Source organism: Syntrophobacter fumaroxidans MPOB (genome assembly GCF_000014965.1).
Classification (GTDB): Bacteria; Desulfobacterota; Syntrophobacteria; order Syntrophobacterales; family Syntrophobacteraceae; genus Syntrophobacter; species Syntrophobacter fumaroxidans.
In genome coordinates this window covers 2,055,094-2,075,898 of sequence record NC_008554.1, presented here as the reverse complement: position 1 = coordinate 2,075,898, position 20,805 = coordinate 2,055,094, and the positions used below count along the sequence as shown (strand labels likewise).

21 protein-coding genes are annotated in these 20,805 nt (G+C 59.7%); 20 read left to right on the top strand and 1 reads right to left on the bottom strand.

All coding sequences use genetic code 11. The features are described from left to right. The first annotated feature begins 202 nt into the window (after positions 1-202). The 6 genes from SFUM_RS08770 (at position 203) to thiD (ending at position 6,905) form a co-directional block, all read left to right on the top strand. Positions 203-838: an MBL fold metallo-hydrolase gene (locus SFUM_RS08770; protein ID WP_011698554.1), complete on the top strand. Its 636-nt coding sequence runs from the start codon at positions 203-205 to the stop codon at positions 836-838. 171 nt (positions 839-1,009) lie between these two features. Continuing rightward, positions 1,010-2,020: a radical SAM protein gene (locus SFUM_RS08765; protein ID WP_011698553.1), complete on the top strand. Its 1,011-nt coding sequence runs from the start codon at positions 1,010-1,012 to the stop codon at positions 2,018-2,020. 138 nt (positions 2,021-2,158) lie between these two features. Beyond that, positions 2,159-3,241, top strand: coding sequence for a type IV pilus twitching motility protein PilT (locus SFUM_RS08760; protein ID WP_011698552.1), 1,083 nt, complete (start codon positions 2,159-2,161; stop codon positions 3,239-3,241). Between the two features lie 66 nt (positions 3,242-3,307). Then, the gene (locus tag SFUM_RS08755) at positions 3,308-4,477 is read left to right on the top strand and encodes a type IV pilus twitching motility protein PilT (RefSeq protein ID WP_011698551.1); all 1,170 of its coding nucleotides are present in this window, start codon (positions 3,308-3,310) and stop codon (positions 4,475-4,477) included. 378 nt (positions 4,478-4,855) lie between these two features. Then, entirely contained in the window at positions 4,856-5,878 is a 1,023-nt protein-coding gene (gene thiL / locus SFUM_RS08750) for a thiamine-phosphate kinase (protein ID WP_011698550.1), read from the top strand. Positions 5,879-6,053: 175 nt separating this feature from the next. Beyond that, positions 6,054-6,905 carry a bifunctional hydroxymethylpyrimidine kinase/phosphomethylpyrimidine kinase gene (gene thiD, locus SFUM_RS08745; RefSeq protein WP_011698549.1) on the top strand — a complete coding sequence of 284 codons (852 nt, stop codon included), beginning with the start codon at positions 6,054-6,056 and terminating at the stop codon, positions 6,903-6,905. On the opposite strand, the gene SFUM_RS08740 is transcribed toward thiD, so the two are convergent. Then, the gene (locus tag SFUM_RS08740) at positions 6,884-8,014 is read right to left on the bottom strand and encodes a patatin-like phospholipase family protein (protein ID WP_041440195.1); all 1,131 of its coding nucleotides are present in this window, start codon (positions 8,012-8,014) and stop codon (positions 6,884-6,886) included. The two genes, thiD and SFUM_RS08740, sit on opposite strands and share 22 nt — an antisense overlap. Positions 8,015-8,144: 130 nt before the next feature. Here SFUM_RS08740 and SFUM_RS08735 point away from each other — a divergent pair, with 130 nt between their 5' ends. The 14 genes from SFUM_RS08735 to SFUM_RS08665 all read left to right on the top strand — a co-directional run bounded on the left by SFUM_RS08735 (position 8,145) and on the right by SFUM_RS08665 (position 20,727). Further along, a complete protein-coding gene (locus SFUM_RS08735; protein ID WP_011698547.1) occupies positions 8,145-8,783 on the top strand; it encodes an alpha/beta hydrolase in 639 nt (212 codons plus the stop codon). Positions 8,784-9,088: 305 nt separating this feature from the next. After that, positions 9,089-9,481 carry an Lcl C-terminal domain-containing protein gene (locus SFUM_RS08730; RefSeq protein WP_011698545.1) on the top strand — a complete coding sequence of 131 codons (393 nt, stop codon included), beginning with the start codon at positions 9,089-9,091 and terminating at the stop codon, positions 9,479-9,481. Positions 9,482-9,515: 34 nt separating this feature from the next. Continuing rightward, entirely contained in the window at positions 9,516-10,010 is a 495-nt protein-coding gene (locus SFUM_RS08725; RefSeq protein WP_011698544.1) for a tRNA (cytidine(34)-2'-O)-methyltransferase, read from the top strand. A gap of 434 nt (positions 10,011-10,444) precedes the next feature. After that, the gene (locus SFUM_RS08715) at positions 10,445-10,927 is read left to right on the top strand and encodes a hypothetical protein (RefSeq protein WP_011698543.1); all 483 of its coding nucleotides are present in this window, start codon (positions 10,445-10,447) and stop codon (positions 10,925-10,927) included. Beyond that, entirely contained in the window at positions 10,924-11,433 is a 510-nt protein-coding gene (gene rfaE2, locus SFUM_RS08710; RefSeq protein ID WP_011698542.1) for a D-glycero-beta-D-manno-heptose 1-phosphate adenylyltransferase, read from the top strand. The genes SFUM_RS08715 and rfaE2 overlap by 4 nt, the downstream gene beginning before the upstream one ends. 56 nt (positions 11,434-11,489) lie before the next feature. After that, positions 11,490-12,242 carry a YfgM family protein gene (locus SFUM_RS08705; RefSeq protein WP_041440192.1) on the top strand — a complete coding sequence of 251 codons (753 nt, stop codon included), beginning with the start codon at positions 11,490-11,492 and terminating at the stop codon, positions 12,240-12,242. Positions 12,243-12,568: 326 nt separating this feature from the next. Next, a complete protein-coding gene (locus tag SFUM_RS08700) occupies positions 12,569-13,870 on the top strand; it encodes a phenylacetate--CoA ligase family protein (RefSeq protein WP_011698540.1) in 1,302 nt (433 codons plus the stop codon). Positions 13,871-13,891: 21 nt separating this feature from the next. Next, entirely contained in the window at positions 13,892-14,323 is a 432-nt protein-coding gene (locus tag SFUM_RS08695; RefSeq protein ID WP_011698539.1) for an ACT domain-containing protein, read from the top strand. Between the two features lie 378 nt (positions 14,324-14,701). Then, positions 14,702-15,859 carry an ABC transporter substrate-binding protein gene (locus SFUM_RS08690; RefSeq protein ID WP_011698538.1) on the top strand — a complete coding sequence of 386 codons (1,158 nt, stop codon included), beginning with the start codon at positions 14,702-14,704 and terminating at the stop codon, positions 15,857-15,859. A 78-nt stretch (positions 15,860-15,937) separates the two neighbouring features. Beyond that, positions 15,938-16,813, top strand: coding sequence for a branched-chain amino acid ABC transporter permease (locus tag SFUM_RS08685; RefSeq protein ID WP_011698537.1), 876 nt, complete (start codon positions 15,938-15,940; stop codon positions 16,811-16,813). Positions 16,814-16,982: 169 nt separating this feature from the next. After that, the gene (locus SFUM_RS08680) at positions 16,983-17,936 is read left to right on the top strand and encodes a branched-chain amino acid ABC transporter permease (RefSeq protein WP_011698536.1); all 954 of its coding nucleotides are present in this window, start codon (positions 16,983-16,985) and stop codon (positions 17,934-17,936) included. Further along, positions 17,884-18,675, top strand: a complete 792-nt coding sequence (locus SFUM_RS08675) for an ABC transporter ATP-binding protein (protein ID WP_049766332.1) — start codon at positions 17,884-17,886, stop codon at positions 18,673-18,675. Before SFUM_RS08680 ends, SFUM_RS08675 begins: the two co-directional genes overlap by 53 nt. Before the next feature lie 49 nt (positions 18,676-18,724). Further along, positions 18,725-19,468 carry an ABC transporter ATP-binding protein gene (locus tag SFUM_RS08670; protein WP_011698534.1) on the top strand — a complete coding sequence of 248 codons (744 nt, stop codon included), beginning with the start codon at positions 18,725-18,727 and terminating at the stop codon, positions 19,466-19,468. Between the two features lie 2 nt (positions 19,469-19,470). Then, positions 19,471-20,727 (top strand): phenylacetate--CoA ligase family protein, encoded by a 1,257-nt coding sequence (locus SFUM_RS08665; protein ID WP_011698533.1) that lies wholly within the window; start codon positions 19,471-19,473, stop codon positions 20,725-20,727. Positions 20,728-20,805: the final 78 nt, after the last annotated feature.

Genomic DNA, 20,805 nt, shown 5'->3' with positions numbered 1-20,805 from the left:
CGTCGGACAGGGCGATAAAAGGAAAGAATTCCGGGACGATCGGGTCAAAATCGGCCCGGATGGGCGAAAGTATTATTTGTAGAAAGTTCAAGCTGAGGTAATATACCACCGTGGTCTGCATCCTCGGGCCCGCCCTGATTAGTTTCCCGCGATATGAGTGAGCCAACCAGTGTTCAGGACGACAGAAAATGAGGAGAATATCATGAAGCTTGACGACGCCATCAAGAAAATCCATTGGCTTGGGCACGATACGATCCGCCTGGAAGGGAGCGTGGTGGTGTATTTCGATCCGTTTCAGATCACGACGACGCGGCCGGCCGACCTGATCCTGATCAGCCATGATCACTTCGACCATTGCTCCCCGGAGGACGTCGCGAGGATCCAGAGAGACCACACGGTGATCGTTACGGATGCTTCCTCGGCCGGCAAACTCAAGGGAGACGTCCGGGTCGTTGCTCCCGGCGACCGGGTGCAGGTGAAAGGCCTCGATATCGAGGTGCTTCCGGCCTACAACACGGACAAGGAGTTTCACCCCAAGGAAGCGGACATGCTTGCCTTCCTGGTGACCATGGACGGTGTCCGGTACTACCACGCGGGCGATACCGATTTCATTCCCGAAATGAAAAACGTCAAGACGGACATCGCCTTCCTGCCCGTCTCCGGGACTTACGTCATGACGGCCGAACAGGCGGTTGAGGCTGCCCGGGCCATCAAGCCCGGGGTCGCCATCCCCATGCACTACGCCGCGATCGTCGGTTCGGAAGAAGATGCGCTCAAATTCAAGAAGGCGCTTGAAAAAGAGATGAAAGTGGTTGTCCTCCCCAAGGAAACCGACTGATTCGCATCCCGGGCGTGATTCGACCGGGGGGGACCGGCGCGATATGACGCGGGCCGGTCCCCCCTCCGGGCTGCGACGGTGACGGAGCACGGGAAGAAAAGCCTTCGGGAGCGGCTCGACCGTGCCCGCACCCGCCAGGCCATGGTCGCACTCGGGTCCGGGACGTCACTGATGTGCGGTTCCACTTGTTCAATCATGTGCCCGCCTCGGGCGCAACCCGTGAGGGTCTTTTTTGCGAGGGAGTCTCCGGTGCCGGCAGCTTACCTTGAAGCACATGCAACGGGGCGGTTGGCGGAGAGCATTCGTCGCAGCTTCCGGTGGATGAGAAAGTGCACCATGTGCCCGCGGATGTGCGGAGTCGACCGCATGTCGGGCGAAAAAGGCACCTGCCGAACGGGAAGGCATGCCGTGGTGGCGAGCTATGGCCCGCATTACGGAGAGGAAAGACCTCTGGTCGGCAGAGGCGGTTCCGGAACGATATTCTTCTCTCACTGCAACCTGTTTTGCAGTTTCTGCCAGAATTGGGAAATCAGCCATGGCGGCGAAGGGAGCCCCGTGCCCGCGGAGACCCTGGCTCAAGTCATGATCCGGCTCCAGGACCAGGGATGCCACAACATCAATTTCGTCACTCCTTCCCATGTCATCCCCCAGATTCTGGAAGCCCTTCCGATTGCCGTGGAAAAAGGGCTTCACGTACCGTTGGTGTACAACTGCGGCGGATACGAGCGGGTGTCCGCCTTAAAGCTTCTGAACGGAATTGTCGATATATACATGCCGGATTTTAAATTCTGGGACAGCGAAACAGCGGGGTCCGTGTGCGACGCCGCGGACTATCCCGAGAGGGCCAGGCGTGCGTTGCGCGAAATGCACAGGCAGGTCGGGGATCTGGTGTTGGACGCCCGAGGCATTGCCCGACGGGGGTTGCTTGTGCGTCACCTGGTGTTGCCCGACGGGCTTGCAGGGACCGCTCACGTCATGCGTTTTCTTGCTGAGGAGATATCCGTCGACACTTACGTGAATGTCATGGATCAGTATCATCCCTGCGGAGAGGCGGTCGGGGCGCCGCACCTTGGCCGGAGAATCAGCCGGGAGGAATTTGAAGCGGCTCTGAGAAACGCTGTGCAGGCGGGGCTCAGACGGCTGGATGACAGGCACAGGCATTCGGTTTTTCTGGAATTCTGATCTTCCGTTGGGGAGGCGCGGCGATAAGGGAGGCATCTGCGATCGTGTACGGCTCGCGCGCCTCCAAATACCGAAGGATCACGAAGGAACATATGCTCGAACCGGTTATCGATCGTATCAAGAGCCCGAGGAGATTCCATGGCGAGGATTGACGCGTTTTTCAAGCTGATGAACGACCAGAAAGCTTCGGACCTTCATCTGGTTTCCGGCCAGCAGCCGGTATTGAGGATCCGGGGGGATCTGGAACGGATCAAGTACAAGGTCCTGGATGACGACGAGTTGCGCTCCATGCTCTACGAGATCACTCCGGAGGATCGAATCAAGACGTTCGAGGAAACCGGTGATCTGGATTTTGCATATGAAATCAAGGGGCTGGCTCGTTACCGCGCCAACTATTTCATGCAAAAGAACGGCATCGGGGCGGTATTCCGCGAAATTCCAAGCGAGATCCTTTCAGTGGAGCAGCTGGGGTTGCCTCCTGTGGTGAGCCGCCTGTCGATGCTTCCGCGAGGCATGGTTTTGGTGACCGGGCCCACCGGCTGCGGGAAATCGACGACTCTGGCTTCCATCATCGACGAGGCGAACCGGAAGCGCAAGGACCACATCATCACGATCGAAGACCCCATCGAATTCGTGCATACCAGCAAGAACTGCGTGGTGAACCATCGGGAGTTGGGCACGCATACCCGATCCTTTTCGAACGCCCTGCGGGCTGCCCTCCGCGAAGATCCGGACATCATCCTGGTGGGCGAAATGCGCGATCTCGAAACCATTCGTCTTGCCATTGAAGCCGCGGCCACGGGGCATCTTGTCTTCTCGACGCTGCACACGACCAGCGCATGGAAGACGGTCGACCGCATCATCGAGGTATTCCCCACGGGAGAACAGGCTCAGATCCGATCGACTCTGGCCGACGGCATCCGGGCCGTCGTCTCGCAGGCTCTATTCAAGCGAATCGACATCAAAGGCCGCATCCCCGTCCTGGAAATACTCATTGCAACACATGCCGTGCGGGCGATGATCCGCGAGTCCAAGACCCATCAGATTCCCTCCGCGATGCAAACGGGAAGAAAGTACGGGATGCAGACGCTCGACGACGGTATTTTCGCACACCTCAAGGCGGGTCGGGTCAGCCCGGGCGAGTCCTACATGAAGTGCGTGGACAAGGAAAAATTCCGTCCTTACCTGACGGAGCCGCCCGAGGATTTTACGGAAGTATAGGTCATTCAAAGCGCCCGCGCTTCTGCGGGCGTTCACACGATCACCCTGTTTCCGGGAGATGCGACGGTGAAAAGAGCGGACTTGGATTTTCTTCTGGGCCACATGCTGGATCAATATCCGCGGGCCTCAGACATCAATCTCACGGTCGGAAAACCCCCTCAGGTCGAGGTTGACGGGGTTCTCATGCCAACCTGCCAGGATTTGGGACTCAGCAAGCTGACACCGTTCCATACGGAAATGGTCATGCTCAATCTTGCGGGGGGAGACCGGCGCAACCTGCAGAATCTTCTCAACCACGGCTCATGCGACCTGTCCTATCACCTGCCCGGAAGAGCGCGCTTCCGAGTCAACGTCTTTTCGCAGCGCGGAACCTACTCCGTCGTCATGCGCCAGCTGCCCACCCAGGTGCCTACGATCGATGAGCTGAAACTGCCGCTTGTGCTCAAACAGGTGGCCGAGGAGAAATTCGGCATCGTGTTCGTAACGGGGGCCACCGGAAGCGGGAAAACCACGACTCTGGCCGCCATGCTGAGTGAAATCAACCAGAAGAAGTCCTATCACATCATTACGCTCGAAGACCCGGTGGAGTACGTGCATCCACAGCTGCAGTCCACATTCAATCAGAGGGAGCTCGGGCTGGACTTCGACGCATTTGCCAACGGCCTCAGGGCTGCACTTCGCCAGGCGCCGAAAGTCATCCTGGTCGGCGAGATGCGCGACCGGGAGACGGTGGAAATCGGATTGAGCGCGGCGGAAACCGGCCATCTGGTGCTCACGACCCTCCACACCATCGATGCCGGTCAGACCATCAACCGCATTATCGGCATGTTCGAGCTGGAAGAGGAACGGCTGATCCGTATCCGCCTGGCGGATACCATGCGCTGGGCGATTTCCCAGCGGCTGCTTCCGAAGGTCGGGGGAGGCCGGATTGCGGCCATGGAAGTGATGGGATCGAACCTGCGCGTCAAGGAAGCCATCATCAACGGCGAAGCGGAGGGCAAGACGTTCTACGAAATGATGCAGCAGGGCAAGCCGTTCGGCTGGACGACCTTCGACGACTGGATCATCGGTCTGTACAGGCAGGGAGAAATTACCGAGGACACTGCCAAGGCCTACGCTTCCAAGAGAGCCATCGTAAAGCGCGGAATCGACGACATAAGAGCTGCCCGTGGTGAGAAGACGTCGGACATCGACGGGCTCAGAATCGACCGCGACTACGCAGGGAGCATCGATTGATCGGAGCGAGCAGCGGGGCGGCAGCCGCCGAACCGCTGCCGGTCCGACGCGACGAAAACAAGAATGTCACAGGCGGGCGCCGCCCGCCTTGCCCGCCACGCATGCATTCCGTAGTGCCTACCCGATAGACGAGATCTTCGTATTGTTCCGATTTCACCGGGGCTGCTTCCGCCTCCTGAGCGCCGCTGCCCATATCCGCCCGGAGGGGGAGCCCTGAGGGCAGGGTTCGATGGCTCTGAAGCGGTTTCATCCGTGCCCGTCGTCGTATCCTGCGGTCGCAAATGGATGATGGTCTTGGGGCCGATATCCGTGTATAAATGAGCCGAAGCATGAGCATCCATCGGAATGCGGTCACGACCGATTTGACGAGGTAACGGCATGAGGATCGGGGAATTCGGAGAATTCGAGCTGATCCGGAGGATCGGCACATTCCTGCCTGGTCCGCCTGGCGACGTGGTCGTCGGGATAGGCGACGACGTGGCGGTTCTGAACGTATCGGGGCCCGAATATCTCCTGGCGACCTGCGACGCGCAGGTGGAGAACATCCATTTCATCCGGGCTGCGACAACTCCGTACCAGTTGGGACGCAAGATTGTCGCCATCAATGTCAGTGACATTGCCGCCTGTGGTGGCCGACCCAAGTGGGCTCTGGTGTCTCTTGCGCTGACCCCGGATACGGGTGTCGATTTCGTGGATGGCCTCTACGCGGGCATGCAGGAGGAAATCCATGCCGCGGGAGCGTCCATCGTGGGTGGGAATTTGAGCGGCATTCGCGGGGAGATCGTCATCGATCTGAGCCTGCTCGGCACGGTGTCCCCGGAGTGTCTGATCCTGCGCAACGGGGCGCGCAGCGGCGACCTGGTTCTCGTAACCGGCACCCTCGGGGAATCCCGGGCCGGCCTCGAGCTCATTTTGCGCCCCGAGTTGGAAGTGGAGCAGGAAGCCGGCGACAGGGTCCGGGCCCGCCACCTCACGCCCGGTGCGCGTCTGCGGGAAGGGCGTATTCTTGCAGCCACGGGAAGCATCCATGCCATGGCGGATGTGAGCGACGGCGTGCTGGGCGATCTGGGCCACATTTGCAGGGCCAGCGAGGTCCAGGCGGAAATATGGCCGGAAAGCCTTCCCATCAGCCCCGAGTGCCTCAGGGTGGCGGAAGTTGCCCGTTGTGACGCGGTGCAATGGGCATTGAGCGGCGGGGAAGACTACGAGCTTCTGTTCACCGCCGATCCCCGACGGGTCCCCGAGATCCGGGGCCGGCTCGAAGCGGAGACGGGGACCTCCTGCCACGTGATCGGACGAATCACGGGAAAAGGAGAAGCCGTTCTTGTCAGGTCCCGGGAAGGCATGAGCTCCGACTATGGACGAGGTCCCGCGGGGTGGGATCATTTTCGCGCCGGGTAGCCGACCGGACGGGGGCAAGGTTCGGCGCGCGTGGACGATCTTTTCGGAACGGATCGGGAAAACGCGACCGACCTCTCCGCTGCCTGCGCCCGTCGAAGGCCGGACGGTGCGTATCCTGGCGGGCCGTGCGTCACGGCGGCAGGCGGCGTGACCGACACAACAGAATGGAACCGATATGAAGAGCATTCCAAGAGCCTTGACCATCGCCGGGTCCGATTCCGGCGGAGGTGCGGGCATACAGGCCGATCTGAAAACATTTGCGGCTTTCGGGGTTTACGGTATGAGCGCCATCACGGCGCTCACGGCTCAGAACACGGTGGGTGTACGGGGCATCGTGGAGATCTCTGCGGATTTCGTTGCATTGCAGATTCGTGCAGTGGTGAGCGACATCGGTGTGGATGCTGTGAAAACGGGCATGCTGGCCGGTGCTTCCATCGTGTCGGCGGTTGCTCGGGAAGTCCGGCAGCTTGGCATCGAAAAACTGGTGGTTGACCCGGTGATGGTGGCGAAGAGCGGGGATGCGCTTCTGAAACCCGACGCCGCGTCGGCGCTCGTGCACGAAATTCTTCCCCTGGCCCTGGTCGTGACGCCCAACCTGCACGAGGCATCGGCCCTGGTCGGTTTCGAGGTAAGAGACCTTGAGGGGATGAAAGAAGCGGCCCGGCGTATCAAGTCGTTCGGGCCGCGATGGGTGGTCGTCAAGGGCGGCCATCTCGAGAGCTCGCCCCTCGATCTCCTGTACGACGGAGTGGAGTTTCACGAATTCTGCGGCCCCAGGTTCGACACCCCGCATACTCACGGGACGGGGTGTTCGTTTGCGTCGGCGATTGCGGCGGGCCTTGCCCTGGGACTGGATGTCCCGGACGCGGTGACTCGAGCCAAGGCTTTTATCATCGGCGCGATCCGCGAAGGCCTGCCGTTGGGGAAAGGTCAGGGACCGGTCCATCACTTCCACGAGCTTTACCGGCTTGCGGGATGGAGCTTTCCTTCCCCGACGTCGAAACCTCACAGGAACGCGAACGGATGACGCCAATCACCGGAGCGGGCGGGGTGAATCAGGCCGGACAGGGTGCGCCACCGCCTGGTCCGGCGTCTTTGCCTGATGGTGTCGATGTTTTGCGCCAGGGCCGCTCGCCCCGCGGCCAGGCAACGGTCGATGGCTGCAAAATTCGCCCAGGAAAGCCGGCCGATTTCCGGCGTAATGAGTACGTCCGCGCTGGCTTTGCGATGCCGGGTGAGGAGAATGCGGGTCATCTCGTTGCACCTGAAGAGGCTTTCGAGGGCGGACAGAGGCGGTGTGCCGAGTCCGGGTACTTCCAGCGTGGTATCGACGGCGATGACGAAATGGGCGCCCATGGCGATGGCCGGGGCCACCGGAACATTGTCCGCCCATCCCCCGTCGACCAGAAGCTTCTCCCCCAGAGCGACGGGCGGCATGATACCGGGAATGGCCGCGCTCGCCGCAATGGCATCCCGTATGGAGCCCCTGGCGATCACGATCTCATCGCCGCTGCGAAAATCCATTGTCGAGGCGGCGAAAGGCAGGGGCAGATCCTCGATGGAATGGTCCGGGATCAGGTCAGTCATGAGTTGCCGGTAGACTTCCCGCGACACCAGCGCGGGGCGGATCATTGAGTGAGTGAAATAAACCCCTTTCTTAAAAAGCCCCATGAAACGGTGGAAGAATCCGTCGGGTCCCATTTCCGCCTCCTCCTCCGCTACAGCGGAGACGGCGCGCGAGAAAAGATCGCTCTCGACCAGATTGCGAATGCGTTCGATGACGATGGACGCCTGCCCGTGGATCGCGTAGAGACCGCCGATCAGTGCCCCCATGCTCGTTCCCACGATCAGATCCACCCGGATGCCGCGCTCCTCCAACTCCAGAAGGATGCCAAGGTGAGCCAGCCCACGGGCGGAACCTCCACTCAACACCAGGGCGGTTTTGTACCGGTTGTGCAGCATGGCATGCTTCCTCGACCCGTTCGGATTTCTGCCGGAAACCACGGCGTACGGCCTGTCGGGAAAGTCCGGGGGCAATGGGACTCCTCCCACACCGGTCCGTCGGCGCTGCGCGATCCCGGTCCGCTCCGCCGGAGAAAAATCCGACGCGAAGCTCGATTTGGGATGATTTTTCATATCATCTCTTTATATGATGTTTGTCTTGCTTGGCAAACGAATTCAATCGCAACCTCCGGGGCGCGATCCGTTCGTCCCGGGCGGTTTGAGAAGTAACGCACGTTGCATTTTCCCGGAGATGGAGGCCGACATGTCTGAAACCCCTCTGATGATCCAGCTGCCCGACGTGAAACTCGAAGCCCTCTACGCCAAAGGCAACGGAAAGGAGGCTGCATTATTGTGCCATCCCCACCCGCTCTACGGCGGCAGCATGGACAACAACGTGGTGCAGGCCCTCCAGGAGACGTACGAAAAGTCGGGATTCGGAACGCTGAGATTCAATTTCCGCGGCGTGGGACGCAGCGAGGGGGTCTACGGGCGGGGTCAATCCGAGGCACGGGACGTCCTGGGGATGGCCTCATATCTCAGAGAGCAGGGTTTTGAAGTGTTGCACGGGGCCGCCTATTCTTACGGCGTCTGGGTCCTGCTCATTGCCGCCGGCCTCGGGTTGAAGGTTGAATCCCTGGTGCTTGCTTCCCCTCCGGTCGACTTCCTGCCCTTCGACGAACTGCAGCTGCCCGCCGAGCCGAGTCTCGTCACTCTTGGCAGCAGCGACCAGTTCTGTGCGGTCGACTCCCTGCAATCCTGGCTGGACGGGGCATCCGCGCCGGATCTCGTTCACGTGGAAATCCTGCCCGTTTGCGATCATTTCTACTGGGAGCGCGAAGAGGCGCTGTCCGAGTTCGTCGCGTCGTTTTTGAAGGATCATGTGGCTCGCACCGCGACCTGAAGTGGAAACGGGTAAAGGCGTTCGACTTGTCCGGTCACCCGACGCGAGTGCACGTTGCGTGACCGCCCGCCGGTTTGCCGCGGTGAGCTCGGTCGGTTCCGGCCGGCCTCGAAGGGGGCCTTCGGGAGCGGCCCGTCAAGGAAATCACCCGGGATTGCGTGGATGTGCCTGCCGTTGAATGGCTTTTCTCTCCTCTGGTTTTTTGTTAGAAAAGACTGACTGCGCGCACGGCGATTCGTAAGTGTTCGAAGAACCGAGGTCGAATGGTGCATGGGATGGCCTGGGGGTTCTGAAATGGAGGTGAAATGGCTGATCGGTTTGAGTTGGTGGACAAGATGGCGGTGTTGGACCGCGAAACGGGGCTGATGTGGCAGCGGGAGGCTTCCGCGGAGCGGATGCCCTGGGGGGATGGCGCCGCCTGCATCGCGCGGCTCAATACAAGCGGGTACGCGGGCTTTAGCGACTGGCGCTTCCCCACGAGGGATGAACTGGCGGGCCTGATTCTAGCGGAGGAGGACAGGCAATCCGGGTTGTACATCGATCCGTTGTTCGGTACTCAGAGAAACTGCTGGACCTCAACGCAATCGGAACATCACAAGGCCTGCTACGTGGATTTCTACTACGGCGACGTTTATCTGATCGAAGAAAACTATGCGAACCATTTCGTCCGCGCCGTTAGAACGCAACGGGCGGGCTGAGCGCACCCCGGATTCGAAAAGAGGCAGCCGGGCGATGGTGGGACACGGAGGCAAATCCGTTTTTCAAGTCGTACTTTACCAGCCGGAAATTCCTCAGAATACGGGCAACATCGCCCGAACCTGTGCGGCAACGCACACCCCTTTGCATCTGGTCGAGCCCCTCGGCTTCAGGATCACGGACCGAGGTCTGAAGCGGGCCGGGCTGGACTACTGGCCGCACGTGCGTCTGAAGGTGCATCCCGATCTGGAATCTTTATGCAGGGAGATCGGCGACCGGCGCTGGGTCTACTTTTCCGCCCATGCGGACCGCCGCTACTGCGATTTTCGATTTCAGCCGGGCGATTGTCTGTTTTTTGGATCTGAATCTTTCGGTTTGCCCAATGATTTGCTTGTATCAAGACCGGGGTTTGTGATAAACATCCCAATTAATCGGGCCAGAGTGCGCAGTTTGAATCTTGCCACATCCGTGGGTATTGCGCTGTTCGAAGCCCTGCGACAACTGACTTCTCATGATGATTGCCGCCGATAGAGGATATGCGTCCGAGCCTGGAGGGGGTTCGGACAGGTTGAACACTTGTTGAGGCTGAGTTGCACAAGCGCACCGACTCGAGATCTATTGGGGAAGAGCAATGATGCGAGCGGAGAGGGAAGGGCTGCGGGCCAAGCTGTATGAGCTTTGCCCCGAGATGGAAAGATTTGGCATTTACCCGATTGTGACGAACCGAGGAAACCGGTATTGAGTGATTTTCTTCGAGAGCAGGGACTGCTCAAGAAGAAACCCCCCTTTGAGCTCGTTTCGGATCATCAAGAACGGGGACGAAAAGAGCTCCTACTCGATGAAACCAGCCTGGGAAAGAGATCTGAGGCTTGCCGTGTCGGAGGCGAAACGAAAAGTGCACATTGATATGGAGGTGAAGATACCTTCGTGCCGATAGTCGGACCAAACGAACCGGAGTCGGATCAGTGGCGGTCGTCGAGTGGAAGGGCATCAAGTGGAAAGCTGCGCACGGCGACCTTTCCGTACCGGAACTGTTGACCATACTGAAGGGTTTCGGGCCGATGGAGGTCCTCGAATTCGAGAATCCCGGATGCTATCGAGGACAACTGAGCCTGTGCCTTACGGAAGAAGGGAAGAAGGAAATATCCTTGTACATCTTCGAGGTGCTGGGTCCCAAGCGGGCCGGCATCGGGAGGGCGGCTTTACATCATTTGCGCAAAATGTTCAAGGGTGAGTTGTACGTGGAAGACCCTGGAATCATACGGGTCGAAAAAGCCACGGAGGAAAGCCTTCTCTTCTGGGTCAAAATGTTTCGGGAAGGATTGGTCGATGCCGTCGACTGGGAAGATATCAGTTTGTATCCCGGAATGAGCGGGGCCGAGTTGGCCCGCATCGAGGAAGACCTCAGGAAGTCGATGGAAAGTCAGAGAAGTGTGGCCGGAAAATGAGGGCCGCCGATAAAATCACAGACCTTCGCGAGCTCCAGGCTGTCTGTTCCCGCCATCGCCAGGAAGGCAGGCGCATTGTCTTCACCAATGGCTGTTTCGACCTGCTTCACCTGGGCCATGTACGCTACCTCGAGGAGGCGCGCTCCCTTGGAGACGTGCTCATCGTCGGCGTCAACACCGACCGTTCCGTGAGTGAGATCAAGGGGCCACGACGTCCCGTGACCGGCCAGGCGGAGCGAAGTGAAGTCCTCGCGGCGCTCCAGTGCGTCGACCATGTTGTCCTGTTTGACACCCCCGACCCATTGCCTCTGATCGTCGCCCTCGAGCCGGATGTCCTGGTCAAGGGGGCGGACTGGGCGGAGGGCCGGATTGTCGGCGCCGATGTCGTAACGGCAAAGGGAGGGCGGGTGGTTCGCATTCCGTTGATCCCGAATGCGTCCACCACGTCGATCATCGACAGGATCCTGGAACGCTTTGGGATGGGCAGGACGCTTTCTGAGGTGTAAGATCATGCAACCGGCCGTAGACTCTTCAAGGCGGTCGGAATTTCACCCAAGGAGAGATGAATTTGGGGCTCAAGAAAATCAAAGTCGCCAAGAAGACGCCCGGCAAGGACGCGGCTCTGCTGAGTCTTTCCGAGCGCTGGGATTTGTGGTTTGAGAAGAACGCGCGGTACCTCATCGGCGGGGTGGTCCTGCTGGTGGCGCTGGCCGGCGCCGTCTGGGGCGTGACCGCGTATCGGGAGAGCCTGGAGGCGCGCGCTCGGACCGAATATGTCGCACTGCTCGGCAAACTGCCCGTGGTGGATGGGGAGAGTTCCGGGGAATGGGAAAAGCGCATCCCGGAGCTCGATGCCTTCATTCAAGCGCATCCGGGAACGAAAATCGTCATCAATGCCCGGGCCGACCTGCTGCAGGCGTTTACGAAAGTCGGGCGTTACGAGGATGCGGTCAGGCAGGGCAATCTGATGCTCAAGGAAATCGACCCGCGGCACCCGCTGCGGCCGATTGCCCGGGAGCAGTTGGCCATCGCCTACGATGCCGGGGGCAGGATCGACGACGCGCTGCAACAATGGAATGAAATGAAAAGGGAAGGCTTTGAGAGTTACAGCCGCGTGATTTCCTGGAACCTCGCCAGGCTCTACGGGAAAAAGGGGGATTTCGCAAGGGCGGCACAAGAATTTGAAGCCGCTTTGAAAACGGAGGGCGCGTATCCGGACTCGGCTCTTCTGGAGGACGAACTGGCCCGCGTGCGGCTCCGGGCGGCCCCTGCCGCGGAAGGGAGCAAGGCTGAGCCTGCAAAGGGCAATTCCTGAGAGCCCGTCTTTTCGGTCCATTTTGCTTGACAGGCATTCGTGAATCAGGTAAGCAGTAAGGGCTTGAATATTGAAGCATTGGAGCGAAAAATGAATTCCCGGTTCTTCTACTTTAGCAGCTTTCTTTTCGGAGGAGGCTTCTTCTTTTCGAGGCCTACCTATGGGGGCAAAGTAGGCTGAATCGGACCTGACATTTGACCAACACCATGGGTAGGCGCAACAAAGCGGCATCCATGGTTTTGTTTTCTTGAGCCGTGGATTCACGAACCCACGGCTTGTTTTTTTTGGGGCCCGGGTCCGACTCTCATCACGGAGGAAAAGCAAGGATGATTCACAACATGGAGTACGAGACAATGCCGCGGGAGGCGCTCGAGGCCATTCAGCTGCGCCGCCTGCAATCCACCCTGGAAAAGGTTTACGCGACGGTGCCCTTCTATCGTCGGAAATTCCAGGAGGTGGGAATCACGCCGGCCGACATCAAGAGCCTTCGGGATCTGCGCCGTCTTCCATTCACGTACAAGCAGGATTTGCGCGACAATTATCCGTATGGAATGTTTGCGGTGCCCATGGACAACGTCGTTCGCATTCATGCTTCGTCGGGAACGACCGGCAAGCCCACCGTGGTGGGGTATACCGCCAGGGACATCCTCACGTGGTCCGAGTTGATGGCGCGCGCCCTTGCCGCCGGAGGCGCCTCGCGCGGCGACATCATTCATAACGCTTACGGGTACGGCCTTTTCACGGGGGGACTCGGGATCCATTACGGGGCCGAACGGCTCGGGGCTTCGGTGATCCCTATCTCCGGCGGCAATACCAAGCGCCAGATCATGATCATGAAGGATTTCGCACCCACAATCCTGACCTGCACGCCGTCCTATGCCCTGCATCTTGCCGAAGTCGCCCGGGAAGTCGGAGTCGATTTCAAGGACCTGCATTTCAAGTCGGGGATCTTCGGCGCCGAACCCTGGTCCGAGCAGATGCGTGAGGAAATCGAACGCAAACTCCATCTGAATGCACTCGACATTTACGGCCTCAGTGAAGTGATCGGACCGGGGGTGTCCATAGAATGCCTCGAGGCCAAGAAGGGCCTCCACATTTTCGAGGATCATTTCATCCCCGAGATCATCGACCCGGTCACCGGTGAGAATCTGCCTCACGGCGAAAAAGGCGAGTTGGTGTTCACCTCGATCACCAAGGAGGCTTTCCCGATCATCCGCTACCGAACCCGGGACGTGACGTCGCTCAATGCCGAACCGTGCATCTGCGGGCGCACGCACATCAGGATGCATCGTGTGAGCGGGCGTACCGACGACATGTTGATCATCCGGGGGGTCAACGTGTTCCCGTCGCAGATCGAGAGCGTTCTGATGGAGACGGAAGGGGTCGAGCCCCACTACCAGCTCGTCGTGGATCGCGAGGACAATCTGGATATCCTTACGGTGTTGGTGGAGGTCGGCGAGCTGCTCTTTTCGGACGAAGTCCGCAGGTTGCAGCAACTGGAGAAGGCCATCGCCAAAAACATCAAGGAGTACCTGGGAGTATCCGCCAAGGTGAAATTGGTTGAACCGAAAAGCATCGCCAGAAGCGAAGGCAAAGCCGTTCGGGTCATCGACAATCGGAAGATTTAGAAGGACGGAAAGGAGCCTGAAATGCGGGCAGAACAGATTTCGGTTTTTTTGGAAAACAAGGCGGGAAGGCTTTCGGAGGTCACGCGTATCCTGTCGGAAGCCGGTGTGAACATCCGAGCGCTCTCGCTCGCCGACACTTCCGATTTCGGCATTCTGCGGCTTATTGTGAACGACAACAACAAGGCCAAGGAAGCATTGAAGAAGCACGGGTTCACCGTGGGCAAGACGGATGTGGTGGCTGTGGAGGTTGACGACCGGCCGGGCGGACTGCACCGGATTCTGGACATTCTTCACCGCTCGAATGTGAACGTGGAGTACATGTACGCTTTCGTTCAGCAGAGCGGCAACAATGCCGTGATCATTTTTCGTTTCGACAATCTCGATGACGCGATCAAGGTGCTTCAGGACAACGGCGTAAAGGTGATCGAAGGGAACAGGCTCTACGCGATGTAGCGCCGGATTGCGCTGCCGGGTGCAACGGAGCGGCGCGTCAGACGAGTGAAGACGGCCAATGGCCGATATGCCGGCAGGACGGCATTTGTCGCCGGAGCTCCGGGAACGGAGCGGTCTGTTGGGTCGGGAGCCGCCCCCTCATCTCCTCGAATGCCCGGGTCCGGAACGTTGTCCGGATTGCCGGATCACATGGAAAAGGAGCATCGGGCGGCTTCGAATGACGCGGCCGTGGGGCCGATTTTCATCGTTCGAGGGTGCCCGCGTGGTACGTGAATCCCATCGGCCCGAGGTTTTTCTGCTTCGTCGTGAGTCTACGGCTCATGGGGATTTGTGAAAAGTGTAGGTTTGACCCCGTATTGACGGGAAGAAGGGGGAGTCATGAATCGCACGATGTCATTGATCGGGAAATCGTTGGCGGTATTGCTGATCGGTCTGCTCGTCGTTCCGGCCGCAGCCTGGTGCAAGGAGCCGTACAAGATCGGCGGGCTTTTTTCCGTAACCGGTCCAAGCTCATTCCTGGGAGACCCCGAGAAGAAAAGCCTGGAACTGGCGATTGACGAGATCAACGCCCGGGGCGGAATCGACGGGCACCTTCTGGAGGCGGTCATTTACGACACCGAGGGCGATCCCGGCAAGACGAACCTCAACGCGAGCAAGCTGATGACCAAGGATAACGTCATCGCGATCATCGGTCCAAGCCTCACGCCCACCACTCTCGCCATCGTGCCCCTGGCCGAGAAACAGCCTGTCCCCCTGATCAGCTGCGCGGCCGGTATCCTGATCACGGAGCCGGTGAAGCCCTGGGTCTTCAAGACGGCTCAGAGCGATGTCCTGGCGGTGGCGGCGATTTATGGGCACATGCAGAAGAAGAATATAAAGAAAGTGGGGATCATCACGGTGGAGAGCGCCTACGGCGAAAGCGGGCGCGACCAGTTGACGGCGCAGGCCCCGAAATTCGGCATACAGGTGGTGCAGGCTGAAACCTTCGGCGCCAAGGATACCGATATGACCGCGCAGCTGACGAAAGTCCGCAGTGCCCAGCCCGAGGCCGTGATCTGCTGGGGCACCAACCCCGGTCCGGCGGTCATCGCCAGAAACTTTCAGCAGATGGGATTCAAGATCCCGCTCTACCAGAGCCACGGGGTGGCTTCTCCCAAGTTTGTCGAGCTTGCGGGGGAGGCGGCGGAAAACATTGTTCTGCCGGCCGGCAAGATACTGGTGACGGACCAGCTTCCCGACTCCGATCCGCAGAAGGCCGTGCTCAAACGCTATGTGGAACAGTTCACCGGTCGTTTCAAACAGCCCGTGTCGCCGTTCGGCGGGTATGCCTACGATGCCATGATGATTCTGGCCAAGGCGCTGGAAGGCACGGAGGGAAAGAAGGACGCCGTGCGCAAGAGAATCGAGGAAGTCAGGGGACTCGTCGGAGTGACCGGTACATTCAATTTCTCCCCTCAGGATCATAACGGCCTTGGTCCGGACGCCTTCGTCATGGTGCAGATTCAGAACGGGAAGTTCAAGGTGATCGATCAATAGAGCGGAAGCCGGGCGACGGGCTCGCCCGGCTGAAACGCAAACGCGGGCGAGCGGCCGCGGATGGGTCTCAGAGGCATCATGCAGGAGTTTCTTCAGTACGTTTTCTCAGGGGTCACCAATGGCTCGGTCTACGCCATTATCGCCCTGGGATTTTCCATGCTGTTCAGCATGACGGGTCTGATCAATTTCGCCCAGGGGGAATTCGTCATGCTGGGCGCGCTGGGCATGATTTCCCTGTGGAAAGGAGCGGGGCTGCCGCTGCCGGCCGCCATTGTGCTTTCCACCATCGGGGTGTCCGCGGTCGGGTTGCTCCTGGAGCGGGCGGCGATACGCAATGTGCGCAAACCTCACCCGATCGTTCTTGTCATCGTGACGATTGGAGCGTCCATTTTCCTGCGGGGAGCGGGCATGATCGGATGGGGCAAGGAGTCGTACAGCTCGCCCGCCTTCTCACGCCAGGGCGCATTTGAAGTTGCCGGCGCCACGCTTCTGCCCCAGAGCCTGTTTATTCTGGCCGCGGTTTTGCTCATCGTCTTCGGCTTGCAGTTCTTCCACCGCAGGACGCTTACCGGAAAGGCCATGCTGGCCTGCGCCATCAGCAAGAGAGCGGCGTGGCTCCAGGGCATTCCAAGCGAAAGACTGGTGCTGCTGGCTTTCGCGCTGAGCGCGGGAATGGGGGCGATAGGAGGCATTCTTATCGCGCCGATCTCGATGAGCAGCTACGACATGGGGATGACACTCGGCCTGAAAGGCTTCTGTGCCGCGATGCTCGGCGGATTGGGCAGCTCTCTCGGGGCGGTGCTGGGGGGCCTCCTGTTGGGGCTGCTGGAAGCCTTCGGGGTCGGTTTCTTCTCCTCGAGCCTCAAGGATGCCATCGCCTTCGTTTTGCTCCTGGGCATTCTCTATGTCCGTCCGGGAGGGATACTCGGGGCGAAAGTGGTGAAAAGGTTCTAGCGGGTCGGCGCCCGCCCGGGTGTGCCGCGCCCGCTCGTTCAATGGTTTTTTCGGAAGAGCGTCATTTCCCGACACGCTCCCGGCGGTGGTGCAGCGGGATGATGAACGATTTGGATGCGGCTGGAGGCATGGTTCTGAACGGAACATCAAAGCAGGCGTGCGACTCGAAATGAGAAATGCCTTTTTTGTACTTGTCATCGCGGTGGTGGGACTGTCCGTTTCCAACGCATACCATTTCCAGCTGTTGACCTTCATCGGCATCAACACGCTGCTGGCCCTCGGCCTCAACATGCTGATGGGCTACGCGGGCCAGATTTCCCTCGGTCATGCCGCATTCTACGGCTTGGGGGCCTATGCCACGGCGATCCTCACCGTTCACTTGAATTGGTCCCCGTGGCTGGCCTTGCCCGTGGCGGTCGTCCTGACCGTGGTCATCGCGTTCCTGGTGGCCCTGCCGATGCTTCGGCTGTCGGGCTTCTACCTGGGCATGGGCACGCTCGGATTCGGGATGATCGGCTATATCATTTTTCGTGAGTGGAGTCGCTTCACGGGAGGGGATTCGGGGCTGGTCGGAATACCTTCGCTCGAGTTGGGACCGATTTCCTTTGCTTCCGCAAGGAACTATTTCTACCTGGTCTGGGCTGTGGTGCTGGTCTGCCTGCTGCTGTGCGAGCGATTGGTCGATTCACGCGTGGGGCGCGGGCTGCGGGCCATTCACGACAGCGAGCAGGCCGCGGCCGCGATGGGCATCGACACCAGCCGGCTGAAAATACAGATTTTCGTGCTGAGTGCGGTTTTCGCCGCGCTGGCCGGGTTTCTATATGCGCACCTGGTGAATTTCATCAGTCCGGGGTCGTTTGACTTCCTGGTATCCGTGCGCATCGTGACGATGGTGGTCATCGGCGGCATGGCGAGCATCTGGGGCTCTTTGCTCGGAGCCTCCCTGCTGACGGTTCTTCCTGAGTTTCTGCAGGCCTTCGCCGACTCTGAAATGATCGTGTACGGCCTCATCCTGATGGTGATCATGATTTTCCTCCCGCAAGGGCTCACCCGTGGGATAATGGATGCCTATGAAGGTGCAAGAACCCGAAAAGCCTCAAAATCCGCCTCTATTAACAGTTGAATCGCTGTCCAAATCCTTCGGCGGAATCCAGGCCCTCTACAACCTCTCATTCGAGGTCTCCCCCGGAGCGATTCACGCGGTGATCGGGCCGAACGGGGCGGGAAAGACCACGCTTTTCAACATCATTACCGGGTCGTACGATCCCGATGAAGGCACCATCCGGTTTCGGGACCGCAAGGTTTCGGGGCGGAGCGTTCACGAGCGGGTGGGCTACGGGATCGGGCGTACTTTTCAGAACGTCGAGCTGTTCGGTTCCATGACGGCACTCGAAAACGTGCTGGTCGGCCGCCATGTGAAGACGCGCTGCGGATTCTGGGGGGCCGTCACGCGTCTTCCCCGCGTGCGCCGGGAGGAACGTGAAGCACGGGAACACGCGATGGAGCTGTTGCGCTTCGTGGGGCTGGAAGAACTGGCCGACCATCGCAGCTCGGATCTTCCCTTCGGCTGGCAGCGTTTTCTTGAGATCGCCCGGGCGCTGGCCGTGGAACCCGCCCTGTTGTTGCTGGACGAGCCTGCTTCAGGTCTGAACGCCGTGGAAACCCAGCGTCTCGGAGAACTGCTCGAACAGATCCGCGGACGCGGTATCACCCTGCTGCTCGTGGAACACGACATGTCCCTGATCATGTCGATCTCCGACCGGATCCTGGTGCTGCACCAGGGGCGTAAACTGGCGGAAGGGACGCCGCTGGAGGTCCAGGCCAATGAAGCGGTAATCTCCGCCTACCTGGGTGCCGACTAGTGCGGGGAATGCGGACGTGGAACCCGGCGTATTCCAGGAGTTGAGAGCCATGTTGCGTATTCGCAACCTCAAGTGTTTTTACGGACGGATCCGCGCGGTCAGCGGTGTGAGCCTCTCCGTGCGCCGGGGGGAAATCATTGCCCTCATCGGAGCGAACGGGGCCGGCAAGAGCACACTGCTCAACGCGATCTGCGGTTTGCATCCCCAGTGGAACGGCGAAATCCTGATCGAGAAGCAATCGCTGAGCGGGTTGAAGCCGCCTGACATCGTCAAGATGGGAATCAGCCTCGTTCCCGAAGGAAGGATGCTGTTCCCGCCGCTCAGCGTCATCGACAACCTGAAGCTGGGTGCGTACGTCCGGTACCGGAAAAAGGAGCATCGGGAGATCGAGGGCGACCTCGGCACCGTGCTCGAGTTGTTCCCGGTATTGAAGGAAAGGATGAAGCAGCCCGCGGGGATGCTTTCGGGCGGGGAACAACAGATGCTCGCCATCGGCCGTGCGCTCATGGCACGCCCCCGTCTGCTGCTGCTCGACGAGCCTTCCATGGGGCTGGCTCCCTTCCTGGTGCGGTTGATCCTCGACGTGCTCGTCCAGCTCAAAGGGCAGGGAATGACGGTTTTGCTCGTCGAGCAGAACGCGCGCGCCGCGTTGCAGATCGCGGACCGAGGCTACGTTCTGGAGAACGGGAAGGTGATTCTCGACGGCAATGCTTCGGAACTGCTCACGGACCATGACGTCAAGCGCGCGTACCTGGGCAAGGACTATCGTGAATTCTACGAAGGGAGGGCCTGATCATGCCCATCTGGAATCGCAGGGATGAATGCTACGATGCGGACGAGCGACTCCAGCAGCAGATGGAGCGTCTGCAGAGCGCGCTCAACCGAGCCTACAACGTTCCCTTCTACCGGAATCATTTTGCCCGGCACGGGGTTGAGCCTTCCGTAGTGGAAAGCATCGAGGACCTGTCCCGCATTCCGTTCATCGAGCCGTGCCATTTCAGTGAGAATTACCCCTACGGCCTCTTTGCGGTGCCCCTGCGCGATATCGTGCGCATCCACACCGCGCGCGGCAACGGCCCTCTGCCGGTGGTGAGCGGCTACACGAAAAAGGATCTGCTGATTTGGAGGGAACTGGTGGCACGTGCATTGACGGCCGCCGGTGTGTCCTCCACGGACATTCTGCAGGTCGAGCTCGACCCGGGCCTGGCCAACTGGGGGCGCGACTACAAGGACGGGGCGGAATCCGTGGGCGCCGGCGTCATTCCGATGACCACACTGCCCCCCGAAAAGCAGTTGATGATCCTGAAGGACTACAAGACTTCCGTTCTCGTCACCAGCGCGTCGGGGGCGGAGCAACTGGTCTACCACCTGTTCCGGGCGAACCTGAATCCCAACGAGCTCGCCCTCAAGACGCTCATCCTCGTGGGTGACGCTCCCGGAGACAATGTCCGGGGCAATCTGGAGGAGCAGCTCCATGTGCGCGCGTGGCTGCACCATGGACTGAACGAAGTGCCGGGACCGGCTTTGGGATTCGAGTGCGAGGAGCGCAACGGGCTCCATGTCAGTGAGGACCACTTCCTGATCGAAGTCGTCAATCCCGATACCGGGGAACTCGTGAAGGCCGGCGAGGAAGGCGAACTGGTACTTACGACCCTGACCACGCGCGCCTATCCCTTGATTCGGTTTCGCACCGGAGACCGGGTCCGGCTTCTGCACGGCGCCTGTCCCTGCGGACGCACTCTGCGACGCGTGGAATGGCTGCCCTATCGCGCCGACGACATGATGGTGATTCGCGGCGTGAAGGTCTATCACAAACAAATCTTTCACATTCTCACGCGTGAACTGGGATTCGAACCCCCTCTCTATCGTTTCATGGCTGTGAAACAGCAGATGATGGAATACCTCGAGGTTTCCCTGGGCGTGAACGAGAGCATCTTTTCCGATGAGATCAAGGAAATGCAGAAGCTCTCTCAGAAGCTCTCCGACGAGCTGTCGTTGGAAATCGGCTTGCCCGTCGCCATCAGACTCAAGGAGCAGGGGTCTTTCACATAAAGCCGGAAGGACACGGGAACCTCCACGCCGGGCCGACGCAACCGGTTGCATGAATTAAGGCTCTTCCCTGCAAGGAAT

Bases quoted from the DNA above. Each gene is read 5' to 3' on its own strand.
- SFUM_RS08770 (WP_011698554.1), top strand. From the start codon at position 203: ATGAAGCTTGACGACGCCATCAAGAAAATCCATTGGCTTGGGCACGAT.
- SFUM_RS08765 (WP_011698553.1), top strand. From the start codon at position 1,010: ATGTGCGGTTCCACTTGTTCAATCATGTGCCCGCCTCGGGCGCAACCC.
- SFUM_RS08760 (WP_011698552.1), top strand. From the start codon at position 2,159: ATGGCGAGGATTGACGCGTTTTTCAAGCTGATGAACGACCAGAAAGCT.
- thiL (WP_011698550.1), top strand. From the start codon at position 4,856: ATGAGGATCGGGGAATTCGGAGAATTCGAGCTGATCCGGAGGATCGGC.
- thiD (WP_011698549.1), top strand. From the start codon at position 6,054: ATGAAGAGCATTCCAAGAGCCTTGACCATCGCCGGGTCCGATTCCGGC.
- SFUM_RS08740 (WP_041440195.1), bottom strand. From the start codon at position 8,014: ATGAAAAATCATCCCAAATCGAGCTTCGCGTCGGATTTTTCTCCGGCG.
- SFUM_RS08735 (WP_011698547.1), top strand. From the start codon at position 8,145: ATGTCTGAAACCCCTCTGATGATCCAGCTGCCCGACGTGAAACTCGAA.
- SFUM_RS08730 (WP_011698545.1), top strand. From the start codon at position 9,089: ATGGCTGATCGGTTTGAGTTGGTGGACAAGATGGCGGTGTTGGACCGC.
- SFUM_RS08725 (WP_011698544.1), top strand. From the start codon at position 9,516: ATGGTGGGACACGGAGGCAAATCCGTTTTTCAAGTCGTACTTTACCAG.
- rfaE2 (WP_011698542.1), top strand. From the start codon at position 10,924: ATGAGGGCCGCCGATAAAATCACAGACCTTCGCGAGCTCCAGGCTGTC.
- SFUM_RS08705 (WP_041440192.1), top strand. From the start codon at position 11,490: ATGAATTTGGGGCTCAAGAAAATCAAAGTCGCCAAGAAGACGCCCGGC.
- SFUM_RS08700 (WP_011698540.1), top strand. From the start codon at position 12,569: ATGATTCACAACATGGAGTACGAGACAATGCCGCGGGAGGCGCTCGAG.
- SFUM_RS08695 (WP_011698539.1), top strand. From the start codon at position 13,892: ATGCGGGCAGAACAGATTTCGGTTTTTTTGGAAAACAAGGCGGGAAGG.
- SFUM_RS08690 (WP_011698538.1), top strand. From the start codon at position 14,702: ATGAATCGCACGATGTCATTGATCGGGAAATCGTTGGCGGTATTGCTG.
- SFUM_RS08685 (WP_011698537.1), top strand. From the start codon at position 15,938: ATGCAGGAGTTTCTTCAGTACGTTTTCTCAGGGGTCACCAATGGCTCG.
- SFUM_RS08680 (WP_011698536.1), top strand. From the start codon at position 16,983: ATGAGAAATGCCTTTTTTGTACTTGTCATCGCGGTGGTGGGACTGTCC.
- SFUM_RS08675 (WP_049766332.1), top strand. From the start codon at position 17,884: ATGAAGGTGCAAGAACCCGAAAAGCCTCAAAATCCGCCTCTATTAACA.
- SFUM_RS08670 (WP_011698534.1), top strand. From the start codon at position 18,725: ATGTTGCGTATTCGCAACCTCAAGTGTTTTTACGGACGGATCCGCGCG.
- SFUM_RS08665 (WP_011698533.1), top strand. From the start codon at position 19,471: ATGCCCATCTGGAATCGCAGGGATGAATGCTACGATGCGGACGAGCGA.